At 68.5% G+C, this 11,910-nt stretch carries 16 protein-coding genes; 14 read left to right on the plus strand and 2 right to left on the minus strand.

The features are described from left to right. The 5 genes from A5695_RS07095 to coaD form a co-directional block, all read left to right on the plus strand. A partial coding sequence (locus tag A5695_RS07095) for an alpha/beta hydrolase fold domain-containing protein (RefSeq protein WP_156749500.1) occupies positions 1 to 220 on the plus strand: 220 nt, incomplete at its 5' end. 75 nt (positions 221 to 295) lie between these two features. Next, the gene (locus tag A5695_RS07100; RefSeq protein ID WP_068079454.1) at positions 296 to 1,054 is read left to right on the plus strand and encodes a DsbA family protein; all 759 of its coding nucleotides are present in this window, start codon (positions 296 to 298) and stop codon (positions 1,052 to 1,054) included. A 7-nt stretch (positions 1,055 to 1,061) separates the two neighbouring features. Further along, entirely contained in the window at positions 1,062 to 1,685 is a 624-nt protein-coding gene (locus A5695_RS07105; protein WP_068079457.1) for a vitamin K epoxide reductase family protein, read from the plus strand. A 10-nt stretch (positions 1,686 to 1,695) separates the two neighbouring features. Continuing rightward, positions 1,696 to 2,250: a 16S rRNA (guanine(966)-N(2))-methyltransferase RsmD gene (rsmD, locus tag A5695_RS07110; RefSeq protein WP_068079459.1), complete on the plus strand. Its 555-nt coding sequence runs from the start codon at positions 1,696 to 1,698 to the stop codon at positions 2,248 to 2,250. A 101-nt stretch (positions 2,251 to 2,351) separates the two neighbouring features. Then, the gene (gene coaD, locus A5695_RS07115; protein ID WP_068079461.1) at positions 2,352 to 2,834 is read left to right on the plus strand and encodes a pantetheine-phosphate adenylyltransferase; all 483 of its coding nucleotides are present in this window, start codon (positions 2,352 to 2,354) and stop codon (positions 2,832 to 2,834) included. Between the two features lie 110 nt (positions 2,835 to 2,944). On the opposite strand, the gene A5695_RS07120 is transcribed toward coaD, so the two are convergent. Continuing rightward, entirely contained in the window at positions 2,945 to 4,105 is a 1,161-nt protein-coding gene (locus A5695_RS07120; RefSeq protein WP_082945890.1) for a permease, read from the minus strand. Positions 4,106 to 4,435: 330 nt separating this feature from the next. Here A5695_RS07120 and sepIVA point away from each other — a divergent pair, with 330 nt between their 5' ends. The 7 genes from sepIVA (at position 4,436) to A5695_RS07155 (ending at position 10,340) form a co-directional block, all read left to right on the plus strand. Next, positions 4,436 to 5,173, plus strand: coding sequence for a cell division protein SepIVA (sepIVA, locus tag A5695_RS07125; protein WP_068079496.1), 738 nt, complete (start codon positions 4,436 to 4,438; stop codon positions 5,171 to 5,173). Positions 5,174 to 5,229: 56 nt separating this feature from the next. Next, entirely contained in the window at positions 5,230 to 5,814 is a 585-nt protein-coding gene (locus tag A5695_RS07130) for a DUF177 domain-containing protein (RefSeq protein WP_197515383.1), read from the plus strand. Next, entirely contained in the window at positions 5,811 to 6,524 is a 714-nt protein-coding gene (gene rnc, locus A5695_RS07135) for a ribonuclease III (RefSeq protein WP_068079465.1), read from the plus strand. Before A5695_RS07130 ends, rnc begins: the two co-directional genes overlap by 4 nt. A gap of 12 nt (positions 6,525 to 6,536) precedes the next feature. After that, positions 6,537 to 7,430 carry a DNA-formamidopyrimidine glycosylase gene (mutM, locus tag A5695_RS07140; RefSeq protein WP_068079467.1) on the plus strand — a complete coding sequence of 298 codons (894 nt, stop codon included), beginning with the start codon at positions 6,537 to 6,539 and terminating at the stop codon, positions 7,428 to 7,430. 170 nt (positions 7,431 to 7,600) lie between these two features. Beyond that, positions 7,601 to 7,873, plus strand: coding sequence for a FeoA family protein (locus A5695_RS07145; RefSeq protein WP_231974747.1), 273 nt, complete (start codon positions 7,601 to 7,603; stop codon positions 7,871 to 7,873). Next, a complete protein-coding gene (locus tag A5695_RS07150) occupies positions 7,870 to 9,780 on the plus strand; it encodes a ferrous iron transporter B (RefSeq protein WP_068079469.1) in 1,911 nt (636 codons plus the stop codon). Before A5695_RS07145 ends, A5695_RS07150 begins: the two co-directional genes overlap by 4 nt. Beyond that, complete coding sequence (locus A5695_RS07155; protein WP_068079472.1) at positions 9,777 to 10,340, plus strand: NifU family protein; 564 nt, start codon at positions 9,777 to 9,779, stop codon at positions 10,338 to 10,340. The genes A5695_RS07150 and A5695_RS07155 overlap by 4 nt, the downstream gene beginning before the upstream one ends. Before the next feature lie 27 nt (positions 10,341 to 10,367). Here A5695_RS07155 and A5695_RS07160 read toward each other — a convergent pair whose 3' ends face one another. After that, complete coding sequence (locus A5695_RS07160; RefSeq protein WP_068079474.1) at positions 10,368 to 11,144, minus strand: PIG-L deacetylase family protein; 777 nt, start codon at positions 11,142 to 11,144, stop codon at positions 10,368 to 10,370. Between the two features lie 52 nt (positions 11,145 to 11,196). Here A5695_RS07160 and A5695_RS07165 point away from each other — a divergent pair, with 52 nt between their 5' ends. Together A5695_RS07165 and A5695_RS07170 are read left to right on the plus strand one after the other, a co-directional pair. Continuing rightward, positions 11,197 to 11,610 (plus strand): OsmC family protein, encoded by a 414-nt coding sequence (locus tag A5695_RS07165; protein ID WP_068079476.1) that lies wholly within the window; start codon positions 11,197 to 11,199, stop codon positions 11,608 to 11,610. After that, a complete protein-coding gene (locus A5695_RS07170) occupies positions 11,597 to 11,890 on the plus strand; it encodes an acylphosphatase (RefSeq protein ID WP_067269771.1) in 294 nt (97 codons plus the stop codon). The genes A5695_RS07165 and A5695_RS07170 overlap by 14 nt, the downstream gene beginning before the upstream one ends. The last annotated feature ends 20 nt before the right edge of the window (positions 11,891 to 11,910 follow it).

An 11,910-nucleotide genomic window follows, 5' to 3' on the forward strand; every position in this document is an offset into this window, starting at 1 on the left:
GCTGGCGCCGGCCCTGATTGCGGTCGCCGGGTTCGACCCGCTGCGCGACGAAGGGGAGAGCTACGCGGCGGCGCTGCGGGCGGCGGGTACCGCGGTCGATCTGCGGTGCATGGGATCGCTGACGCACGGCTTCATCAACTTGTTCCAGCTCGGCGGTGGCAGCGCCGCCGCGACCACGGAGTTGATCTCGGCTCTGCGGGCCCACCTGAGCCGGGTCTGATCCGTTGCGCGGTCGGCGCCGGTAACCTAGAGGCGCCCACGAACGACCACCCGATGACCGAAGGATCGCGCAACTGTGGCCGACAAATCCAAACCGCGCTTTGACATGAAGGCGGCCGACGGTAAATCGGGCCGACTCGTGCAGATCGGCGGCACCGCCGTCGTCGTCATCTTCCTCGTCGCGCTGGTCTCCTACATCGTGGTCACGCACCACAAGAAGACCGCCGCGATCGGCGCGGGCGACACGGTGCGGGTGACGTCCAGCAAGCTGGTGACCCAGCCCGGGACCAACAACCCCAAGGCCGTCGTCACGTTCTATGAGGACTTCCTCTGCCCGGCCTGCGGCAACTTCGAGCGGACCTTCGGTCCGACGGTGTCCAGGCTGATCGACGTCGGCGCGATCGCGGCCGACTACTCCATGGTGTCGATCCTCGACAATGCCAGGAACCAGAATTACTCGTCGCGGGCCGGGGCCGCGGCCCTGTGCGTGGCCGACGAGTCGCTCGACGCGTTCCGCCGATTCCACACCGCGCTCTACACCACCGACCTGCAGCCCAGCGAACGCGGCAGCAGTTTCCCCGACAACGCCCGGCTGATCGAGCTCGCCCGCGAGGCCGGCGTCGTCGGCAAGGTGCCCGACTGCATCAACAGCGGCAAGTACATCGCCAAGGTCACCGGCGAGGCGGCGGCCGCAAAGATCAACGCGACGCCGACCATCAAGATCAACGGCGACGACTACGACCCGTCCACACCTGACGCGCTGGTGGCCAAGATCAAGAGCATCGTGGGCGACGTGCCGGGCATCGACGGCGCCACCGCCCCTCCGGCCACCTGATCGCCCGGTGTCGACCCAAACCGCCGACCTGACAGCGGAGTCGAGTCAGCAAGCGCGCGTCCCCGCCCCCAGCGCCTGGTGGGTGCTGATCGCCGGCGTGATCGGCCTGGCCGCCTCCGCGACGCTGACCGTGGAGAAGATCGACCTCCTGCTCAACCCGGCGTACGTGCCGTCGTGCAACTTCAACCCGGTCCTGTCGTGCGGCTCGGTGATGGTCACCCCGCAGGCGTCGGTGCTGGGCTTCCCCAACCCGCTGCTCGGCCTGGTGGCCTTCACCGTGGTGGTCGTCACCGGCCTGCTCGCGGTGACGAAAGTGTCGTTGCCGCACTGGTATTGGATCGGGTTGACGATCGGACTGCTGGCCGGCGCGGTGTTCGTGCACTGGTTGATCTACGAGAGCCTGTACACGATCGGCGCGTTGTGCCCGTACTGCATGGTGGTCTGGGCGGCCACTGTCACGCTGCTGGTGGTCGTCGCGTCGATCGCGTGGCGTCCGGCGCTGCAGCGGCGGGGACGCGGTGTGGTGTGGGTGCTCTACCAATGGCGGTGGTCCATCGTCGCGCTGTGGTTCACCGCGGTGTTCCTGCTGATCATGGCGCGATTCTGGGACTATTGGTCGACGCTGCTGTAGGCGTGGGCACGTGACCCGCATCATCGGCGGCGTGGCCGGCGGCCGGCGCATCGCCGTCCCGCCCCGCGGGACCAGGCCCACCACCGACCGCGTGCGTGAGTCGCTTTTCAACATCCTGGCCGCGCGCGTAGACCTGACGGGCGCGGCGGTGCTGGACCTCTATGCCGGTTCGGGTGCACTGGGATTGGAGGCGCTGTCGCGGGGGGCCGCCTCGGCGCTGTTCGTGGAGTCCGACCAGCGCAGCGCGGCGGTGATCGCACGCAACGTCGACGCCCTGGGGCTGACCGGCGCCACCGTGCGCCGCGGCACGGTCGCCACCGTCCTGGCCGCCGGCACCGCGAACCCCGTCGACATCGTCCTGGCCGACCCGCCCTACGACGTCGCGGCCGCCGAGGTGGAGGCTGTGTTGGCGGCGTTGGTCACCCACGGCTGGGTGAACTCCGGAACCGTCGCCGTGGTGGAACGCGCGGCGACCGGTGCGCCGCTGACCTGGCCGGTCGGCTGGTCCGTGCGGCCGCCGCGCGTCTACGGCGACACCCGGTTGGAGATGGCCGAGCGAGGGTGAGGCCGGCGTGTAGCGTCTTTCGTCATGAGCGCCGCTCTCCCCCGCAAGCGGGCGGTACCCCCACCTCATCACCGCGTGCCGCGTCGTCTTGGGCGCGCGTCATGAGCGGCGCGGTATGCCCGGGATCGTTTGACCCAGTGACGTTGGGCCACATCGACGTCTTCGAACGGGCCGCGGCCCAGTTCGACGAGGTGGTGGTGGCGATCCTGACCAACCCCGCGAAGAAGGGCATGTTCGACCTCGACGAGCGGATCGCCATGATCAACGAGTCGACGACGCACCTGCCCAACCTGCGCGTCGAGGCCGGACAGGGTCTGGTGGTCGACTTCGTCAGGTCGCGGGGGATGACCGCCATCGTGAAGGGCCTGCGCACCGGCACCGACTTCGAATACGAGTTGCAGATGGCCCAGATGAACAAGCACATCGCCGGTGTCGACACCTTTTTCGTCGCGACCACGCCGCAATACTCGTTCGTCTCGTCGTCGTTGGCCAAGGAGGTCGCGACGTTCGGCGGCGACGTGTCGGAGCTACTGCCCGAACCGGTCAACCGGCGCCTGCGCGAAAAGCTCGCCGGCCGCCCTTAAAGCGTTGCGCCGCAAGTCATCAGCGCGCGGCTATCTTTCGAGCCGCAGCTCCCACCCCGGGTCTTCGCCCGGTTGGCCGGTCGGGCTCGCGGACAATGGATTCGGCGCCGCTAGTGGCACTCGTGTTCGTGCCCGCCGTCGGGGGATCCGCCCATCATCCGCGCCATCGGAATTCCGCCGGTCATGACGAATCGGATGACCAGAATGGCCGCGAGGGCGAGGAAGGCGATGTTCAGCCAGGTCGTGTAGTTCCACGAAACCGCCGCTTCCATGACGGTGGCGTTCCGCTGCTTCGGAATGAGACGCGTTGCGCCGAAGATCATTTCGACCAGATAGCCCGCGGCGACCATCGCGGCGTAAAAGGTGCCCAGCAGCGTCAGCATCATCTTGGTGCCGTAGTACTTGCGGTAGATGTTGAGGATCGGCAGGATCAGCAGGTCGGCGTAGATGAACGCGATCACGCCGCCGAAGCTGATGCCCCCGTTCCACAGCACCGCGGCCAGCGGGACGTTGCCAATCGAGCAGACGAAGGACATCATCGCCACGATCGGCCCCACTAGGGGCCCCCATATCGTCGACCAGGTTGGATGGTCGACGAAAAAGAAGACCTGCCAGAACTTTTCGGGCACCCACGCCGCGACGGCGCCCGCGATCAACAAGCCCAGCACCAGATCGCGCAGAATCGCCAACCACTCCATGACGAACACGTGGGCGACCGAGGTGAAGCCCTCCGCGGAGAACAGCCGCTGCGCGAACGAACCCTGCTTTTTGATGGACATGTCCATGGCGGCATGGCCTTCCATCGAGCCGGCGATCCCGCGGTCGGCCTGCTCACGGGCGGCATCGACCAGCCGCGAGCGCACGAACAGGCGGAACAGGACGGCGAGGACCACGATCATCAACGGGCCGCCGACGAACTCCGCGGCGGTGAACTGCCAGCCCATCAGCAGCGCCAGGATGATGCCCAGTTCGATCACCAGGTTGGTGGAGCCGATCTCGAATGCCATGGCGGCGGTGAAGTTGGCGCCCTTGCGGAAGAGCGACCGGGCCAACGCCACCGCGGCGTACGAGCACGACGACGATGCCGCGCCGAGGCCGGCGGCCAGCGCCAGCGTGCGCGGGCGGTCGTCGCCCAGCAGCGCGACGACCGTCGAGCGCCGCACCACCGCCTGCACCACCGCCGACAGGGCGAACCCCACGATCAGGGCCCACAGGATTTCCCACGTCATCGATCCCGCCACCGCCAAGGCGTGTCCGACCGCTGCTAGCACGAGTGCTCGATCCTCCCCGTAGGTGGTTTCCGGGCCCCAAAAGTATACCCCGCGGGGGTATCGGTCAATGGCGCAAAGCGCCGTGGCCAAGGGCGGGGGGCGGCCGCGATCCCTAGAATGGCCCCAACAGGCGCCATCCACCTTGGCGGCGCGGAACGGGCGTTTCGATGGGATTCAGGCGGGACTGCGGTATCGCTGCCGACTCGGGCGGCGCTTCTGGTCGCCGACAGGGTCGAATGTCCGACACACCGGCGTCGCCACCACTGTCACAAGCGCAACACCAGGCACACTGGTAACAACAAGTTTTGCAGACGCCAGGAGGATATGGCCGTGTACCGAGTCTTTGAAGCGCTCGACGAATTGAGCGCCATCGTTGAAGAAGCGCGCGGCGTTCCGATGACGGCCGGCTGCGTGGTGCCCCGCGGTGACGTGCTGGAACTCATCGACGACATCAAGGATGCGATCCCCGGCGAGCTCGATGACGCCCAGGACGTGCTCGACGCCCGGGACTCGATGCTGCAGGACGCCAAGTCGCACGCCGACTCCATGGTGTCTTCGGCGACCACCGAGTCGGAGTCGATGCTCAACCACGCCCGCGCGGAGGCCGACCGGCTGCTGTCCGACGCAAAAGCGCAGGCCGACCGCATGGTGAGCGAGGCACGCCAGCACAGCGAGCGGATGGTCGGTGAGGCCCGCGAGGAAGCGATGCGCATCGCCACGGCGGCGAAACGCGAATACGAGGCCAGCGTCGGCCGTGCCCAGGCCGAGGCCGATCGGCTGCTGGAGAACGGCAACATCTCCTACGAGAAGGCCGTGCAAGAGGGCATCAAGGAGCAGCAGCGCCTGGTCTCGCAGAACAGTGTGGTGGAGGCGGCCAACGCCGAGGCCACTCGTCTCATTGACTCGGCGCACGCCGAGGCCGACCGGCTGCGCGGTGAATGCGACATCTACGTCGACAACAAGCTCGCCGAGTTCGAGGAGTTCCTCAACGGCACGCTGCGCTCCGTCGGGCGCGGACGTCACCAGCTCCGGACGGCGGCCGGCACGCACGACTACGCGGTGCGCTGACCCCCGCGGGGGGCCGTGCCCTGGCGTTATGCGCTGGGCGCCGTAGGATTTCTCCTATGACGCGGCAGCACAGCACCACCTCCCAGCGCCGTTTGAGCTCGCCGATGTCCATCGACATCACCAGGCTTGGGCGCCGCCCGGGCGCCATGGTGACCTTGCGCAAGACCGTGCCCAGCCCGTCGCGCATCGGGCTGGACATGATCGCGATCGCGCAGGACGCCCCTCTGGAACTCGACCTGCAGATTCAGTCCGTCTCCGAAGGCGTCTTGGTGACCGGGACGGTGGACGCGCCCACGGGCGGCGAATGCTCCCGCTGCCTGACCCCGGTCAGCGGTCGGGTGCAGGTCAGATTGACCGAATTGTTCGCCTATCCCGACAGCACGACGGAGGCGACCACCGAGGAGGACGAGGTCGGTCACATCGTCGACGACACGATCGACCTCGAGCAGTCGATCGTCGACGCCGTCGGGCTGGAGCTGCCATTCGCGCCTCTGTGCACACCCGACTGCCCGGGGCTGTGTCCCGAATGCGGGGTCGCCCTGGCGGCCGAGCCCGACCATCGGCACGACAGCATCGATCCGCGGTGGGCCAAGCTGGCGGGCATGTTTCCCGACCGCGACGCGCCGCGGGGTGAGCAATGACGTCTCCCCAGGATCTGCTCGACGCGCTGGGGGTCGAGCTGCCCGATGAGCTGCTCTCGCTGGCGTTGACGCATCGCAGCTACGCCTATGAGCACGGCGGTCTGCCCACCAACGAACGCCTGGAATTTCTCGGCGACGCCGTGCTGGGTCTGACCATCACCGACGAGCTCTACCACCGGCACCCCGACCGCTCGGAAGGTGACCTCGCCAAGCTGCGGGCCAGCGTCGTCAACACCCAGGCGCTGGCCGACGTCGCCCGCAAGCTGACCCCGGACGGCCTGGGCGTTCACCTGTTTCTCGGTCGCGGGGAAGCCAACACCGGGGGCGCCGACAAATCGAGCATCCTGGCCGACGGGATGGAATCGCTGCTGGGCGCCATCTATCTGCAACACGGCATCGACACCGCCCGCGAAGTGATCCTGCGCCTGTTCGGTGGCCTGTTGGACGCGGCGCCGACGCTGGGCGCCGGGCTGGACTGGAAGACCAGCCTGCAGGAGCTGACCGCCGCCCGCGGCATGGGCGCGCCGTCCTACGTCGTCACCTCCACCGGCCCCGACCACGACAAGGAATTCACCGCGGTCGTCGTCGTGATGGACACCGAATACGGCTCGGGCGTGGGGCGCTCCAAGAAGGAAGCCGAACAGAAGGCCGCGGCCGCCACCTGGAAAGCCCTGGACGAGCTGGATCCGGCCGACAAAACGTCCGTCTAGGTGTCCGACTAGATGCCTGAACTGCCCGAAGTCGAGGTGGTGCGCCGCGGCTTGCAGGCCCGGGTGGTCGGCAAGACGATCACCGCCGTTCGGGTGCATCACCCGCGCGCGGTGCGCCGCCACGAGGCCGGCCCCGCCGACCTCACCGCACGTCTGCTCGACGCGCGCATCACCGGCACCGATCGGCGGGGCAAGTACCTGTGGCTGCTGCTCGACGGCCAGCAGGATCCGGACACGGCGCTCGTCGTGCACCTCGGCATGAGCGGGCAGATGCTGCTGGGTGGGGGCACCCCCGGCGGCGAAGCCGCGAGGGGGAAGGTGCCCCGCGCCGACCACGTGCGCATCTCCGTGCTGCTCGACGACGGGACCGTGCTGAGCTTCGCCGACCAACGCACCTTCGGCGGGTGGATGCTCGCCGATCTGGTCAGCGTGGACGGCAGCGTGGTTCCGGCTCCCGTCGCACATTTGGCGCGCGACCCGCTGGACCCGCTTTTCGACCGCGAGGCGGTCGTGAACGTCTTGCGGCGCAAGCATTCCGAGATCAAGCGCCAGCTCCTGGATCAGACCGTCGTGTCGGGTATCGGCAACATCTACGCCGACGAGGCGCTGTGGCGCGCCAAGGTCAACGGGGCCCGCATCGCCGCCACGCTGAGCCGCCGCCGGCTGGGTGCGATCCTCGACGCCGCGGCCGATGTGATGCGCGACGCGCTGGCGCAGGGCGGGACATCGTTCGACGCGCTGTACATCAACGTCAACGGCGAATCCGGCTACTTCGACCGGTCGCTGGACGCCTACGGCCGCGAAGGGCAGAACTGCCGGCGTTGCGGGGCGGTGATTCGCCGGGAGAAGTTCATGAATCGGTCGTCGTTCTATTGCCCCAGATGTCAGCCCCGGCCGCGCCTTTGAGTGCGACCACGGCTTCGAGTGCGCGCCCACGGTTGCGACACGCCAAGCGACGCAACCCTGGGCGCCCATTCGATGGGCGCAGGCCGGGCGTTTGCAAGAAAGGTGAGGTTATCCTCACCTCGCGTCGTTATCCTGGGTGGCATGGTGAAGCGATGGAGCCGGGTCGGCTAGTGCGGAGCTCACTTCGTGGATCGGGTTCGCCGACCGTGCTGGCCCAGCTCGCGCCGGGCCAGCGGGCAACCATCCTGGGCGTGGCGCCGGCGGCGTCTCCCGTGGTGGCGGGCCGGCTGCGGCAGCTTGGGTTCCGGCCGGCGTCGGACGTCGAGGTCATCCGGCGCGCGCCGATGGGCGACCCGACCATCTACCGCGTGCAGGACACCGAGCTCTGCCTGCGCCGCCGCGAGGCGCGGCTGATCCAGGTCGACCCGGGGAGCGTCGCATGACGTCCTGCCACGAGGAAGGCGCCGCGGTCACAGTTGCCGGTGTGGCACACGTCGCGCTGGTGGGCAGCCCCAACGCGGGCAAGACGTCGGTGTTCAACCACCTCACCGGGCTACGCGCCAAGACCGGCAACTATCCGGGCGTCACCGTCGGACGCAGGGTCGGCATCACCAAAATGGACGGCGTCGAGATCGCCGTGGAGGATCTGCCGGGCACCTACAGCTTGCAGCCCATCAGCCCGGACGAACAGGTGGTGGCCGACCTGCTGGCCGGCAACGTCGCCGACGCCGGCCGTCCCGATGCGATCGTCCTGGTCGCCGACGCCACCACGCTGCACCGCTCCATCATGCTGGTGGCCCAGGTGATGCGGCTCGACGTCCCGTGCCTGTTGGCGTTGACCATGACCGATGAGTTGACCGCGCGCGGTGGCCGCATCGACGTCGACGCCTTGTCGGCGGCGCTGGGCATCCCGGTGCTCCCGGTGATCGCGCACCGCGGCGGGGGCATCGACGCCCTGCGCGCGCGGCTGGCGTCCTTCGACCAGTGGCAGCGGCCCCCGATCCTGCCCCCGGGCGACGACGACGCCGTCGACGCCTGGGGTAAGTCGGTGCTGCGTGCCGCCAATTACGTTGCGCCGCAGCCTGATCAACGGACCCGCGGGATCGACCGGATCGTGCTGCACCCGCTGTGGGGCACCGTCATCTTCTTCGCGGTGATGTTCTGCTTCTTCCAGGTCGTCTTCACCGTCGCCGCGCCGCTGCAGGACCGCGTCGGCCAGGGCCTGGGATGGCTCGGCACGCTGGTCAGCGACCACGTCGGGAACTACGTCGTGCGGGGTCTGCTCGGCCAGGGGCTCATCGGCGGCGTGGGCACAGTGTTGCAGTTCATTCCGCAGATTGTGTTGCTGTTCTTGCTGATCGCGTTGCTGGAGAACGTCGGTTACATGGCGCGGGCGGCTTTCCTGATGGACCGGGTGATGGCGGCGACCGGGCTGGAGGGCCGCGCCTTCGTCGCGATGCTCTCGTCGTTCGCCTGTGCGATCCCGGGGATCATGGCCACCCGGACGCTGCCGTCGTCGCGCGACCGGATCGCCACCATCATCACGGCGCCGTTGATGACCTGCTCCGCCCGGCTCCCCGTGTTCACCCTGCTGGTCGGGCTGCTGGTCTCGCCGCAGACCCAATGGTGGGGGTTCAGCGGGCAGGGTGTGGCGATGTTCCTGCTGTATCTGTGTGGGGGTACTTCGGCGCTGATCGCGGCGTCGTTGTTCAAGTCGACGATCCTGCGCAGCGATCTGCTGCCGTTCACGATGGAGCTTCCCCCGTACCGTTTCCCGTCGCCCAAGAACGTGCTGATCACCATGTGGGATTCGGCGAAGGTGTTCCTGCGCAAGGCCGGAACCATCATCCTGGGCACCTCCGTGGTGTTGTGGGTGCTGCTGAATTTGCCGGCGCGCCAAGCGGAAACCGCGCACATGTCGGCGACGGAGTCCACCACTTACGTGATGGACCACAGCTACGCCGCCGACGTCGGGAAGGCGATCGGGCCGGTGTTCTCACCGCTCGGTTTCGATTGGCACATCAACGTCGCCCTGCTCGGTTCTTTCTCGGCACGTGAGGTTTTCGTGTCCACCCTCGGCCAGGTGTCGGCGGCGACGAGTCCCGACGATCCGCATGAGGCGCTGGTCACGATGACCGACGACGGCGGCCACAGGGTGTTCACCGCGCCGACCGTCATCGCGCTGATGGTGTACTTCATCTTCGCGTTGCAGTGCATGTCCACCGTCGCGGTGATGCGCCGCGAGACGAACTCGTGGCGGTGGCCCGCGTTCGCGTGGTCCTACATGTTCGTCCTGGCCTGGACGATGGCATTTTTGGCCCGCTCGATCGCGGTCGGTGTCGGCGCATGATCCCCATCCACGCCACGGCGACGGCTGACCCGCGTCAGCTGCGCTGGGTGGTCCCACCCGACCGGCTACCGGCGCGTGGCGAGGTGCGCGGCGCCCCGGGCCGGCTCGGCGCCCTGCTGGACAGCGGGGTGATCACCGAGGTTGTGGTCGGCGCCGGCGACGTCCTGATCACGATCGGCGCCGGGGGCAGCTGGCGTGAATTGGGCGACGACGTCCGCGAAGCGCTCGCCGAGGCGCTGCTGGACCCGCAGGGCTGGACGGTCGACGAGTCGTCCGGTCCGGATCTGGAAGCCGTTGCCACGGAACTGCTTGCCGGGCCCGTCGGTGCGCTCGCCGCCTCGCACGGCGGGTCGATAGAGCTGGTGTCGGTGGCCGGCCACACCGTCACGGTCCGGATGGTCGGCGCCTGCGACGGATGCCCGGCCGCGTCGTCGACGCTGCGGGACGTCTTCGAGCGCGAGCTGCGGCAGCGGGTCGGCCAGCAGGTAGTGGTATCCACCGAAAACAATTCGGCCGCAATCTCATTCGGTAAGAAGCTGCTGTCGCTGATCGTCCGCTGAAGGCTCGCCGGCGCGACGTCTGGCGAGTCAAGCAAAGATGTCGCGGCGGGCAGCCCCCACGGGCAGGGCGGGGTCGACGAACCATTCACGGGGAAAGAGCAGGCCGAACGCCAGCGGTGGCAGCCGCAGTAGGACGTCATACATGCGCGCACCCACGCTGGACTCGCCGATCTGCGAGCGGTGGGCGGCGAACGCGTCCCGCTTCTGGCGGGCGAAGCGGAAGACGTCAATCCGGTGGGTGATGCTCGCCCGCGGCGCGTAGGCCGTCCGGGCCACGTCCGGCTCGTAGGGCGGCGGGAGTTTAAGCGCCCGGGCGAGCCGGCCGGTGCGCACCAGTAGTTCGCGTGGCATCGTCGCCTCGAGCACGCGAGGCGTGGCCGCGAGTTCGGCGGCCCGCTTGCCGACGTGATGCACCTGGACATGATCGCGGTGACCGTAGCCGCCGTTTGGTTGGTAGCTGAGCAGAAGGTCGGCGTCTTCCTCGGCGAGGATGGCCGCGAGCCGCTGCGCCGCATCCTCGACGTCTGCGCGCCCGAAGCGGATTCGCCCCGGCGGGTCAGGGTAGAACTGTGGGCCATAACCGCTGTCGGCGTAGCCCAGGCATTCGACCCGGTCAACTCCCAAAATCCTTGCGCTCGAATGTAATTCGTCTAGCCGGAAGCCGTCCTCCGCGTTGTGTACTCGCCCGTCGGTCGCGGCGACGACGACCACTCGATGCCCGTCTGCCGCCGCCCGCGCGAGCGTGCCGCCGGTGAGGATCACCTCGTCATCCGGATGGGCGTGGAATGCGACCACGGTGGCCATGAACGCAGTATGCCCGCGACACGATGCGTGCACTGCCCGGTAGAAATGAGCCATGACCGAACTCTGGGTGGAGCGCACGGGATCGCGCCGTTACACCGGACACAGCTCCCGCGGTGCGCAGGTACTCGTCGGCTCCGAAGACGTCGACGGCGTGTTCACCCCCGGCGAGCTGCTGAAGATCGCGCTCGCCGCGTGCAGCGGGATGTCCAGCGACCAGCCGCTCGCCCGCCGGCTCGGCGACGACTACCAAGCGGTGGTCAGGGTGTCCGGGGACGCCGACCGCGAACGCGAGGTGTACCCGCTCCTGGAAGAGACGCTCGAGCTCGACCTGTCCGGCCTGTCCGCGGAGGAGAAGGAGCGGCTGCTGACGGTGGTCGACCGGGCCATCGACCTGGTCTGCACCGTCGGGCGCACGCTGAAGGCCGGTACGCAGGTCGACTTCAAGGTCGCCGATGTCGGAACCTGACGTCCGGCTCACCGCCTGGGTACACGGGAAAGTGCAGGGCGTCGGCTTCCGCTGGTGGACGCGCAGCCGGGCGCTCGAGCTGGGGCTCACCGGCTACGCCGCCAACCAGGCCGATGGCCGCGTGCTGGTGGTCGCGCAGGGGCCGCGCGAGGCCGCCGAGAAGCTGCTGGCGCTGCTGGAGGGCGGCGAGGCGTGGCCGTCGCGGCCCGGCCGCGTCGACAAGGTGGTTGCCGACTGGTCGCAGCCGCGGGAACGGTTCGAGGGTTTCGTCGAGCGCTGACGCGGCGCGACACCGCCATC

The sequence above is a fragment of the Mycobacterium sp. E1747 genome (assembly GCF_001667775.1).
Taxonomy (GTDB): Bacteria; Actinomycetota; Actinomycetes; order Mycobacteriales; family Mycobacteriaceae; genus Mycobacterium.

Excerpts from the sequence above, each read along its gene's own strand:
- coaD (WP_068079461.1), top strand. The coding sequence starts at position 2,352 with ATGAGCGGCGCGGTATGCCCGGGATCGTTTGACCCAGTGACGTTGGGC.
- A5695_RS07130 (WP_197515383.1), top strand. The coding sequence starts at position 5,230 with ATGACGCGGCAGCACAGCACCACCTCCCAGCGCCGTTTGAGCTCGCCG.
- A5695_RS07160 (WP_068079474.1), bottom strand. The coding sequence starts at position 11,144 with ATGGCCACCGTGGTCGCATTCCACGCCCATCCGGATGACGAGGTGATC.
- A5695_RS07150 (WP_068079469.1), top strand. The coding sequence starts at position 7,870 with ATGACGTCCTGCCACGAGGAAGGCGCCGCGGTCACAGTTGCCGGTGTG.
- rnc (WP_068079465.1), top strand. The coding sequence starts at position 5,811 with ATGACGTCTCCCCAGGATCTGCTCGACGCGCTGGGGGTCGAGCTGCCC.
- A5695_RS07155 (WP_068079472.1), top strand. The coding sequence starts at position 9,777 with ATGATCCCCATCCACGCCACGGCGACGGCTGACCCGCGTCAGCTGCGC.
- A5695_RS07165 (WP_068079476.1), top strand. The coding sequence starts at position 11,197 with ATGACCGAACTCTGGGTGGAGCGCACGGGATCGCGCCGTTACACCGGA.
- mutM (WP_068079467.1), top strand. The coding sequence starts at position 6,537 with ATGCCTGAACTGCCCGAAGTCGAGGTGGTGCGCCGCGGCTTGCAGGCC.
- A5695_RS07170 (WP_067269771.1), top strand. The coding sequence starts at position 11,597 with ATGTCGGAACCTGACGTCCGGCTCACCGCCTGGGTACACGGGAAAGTG.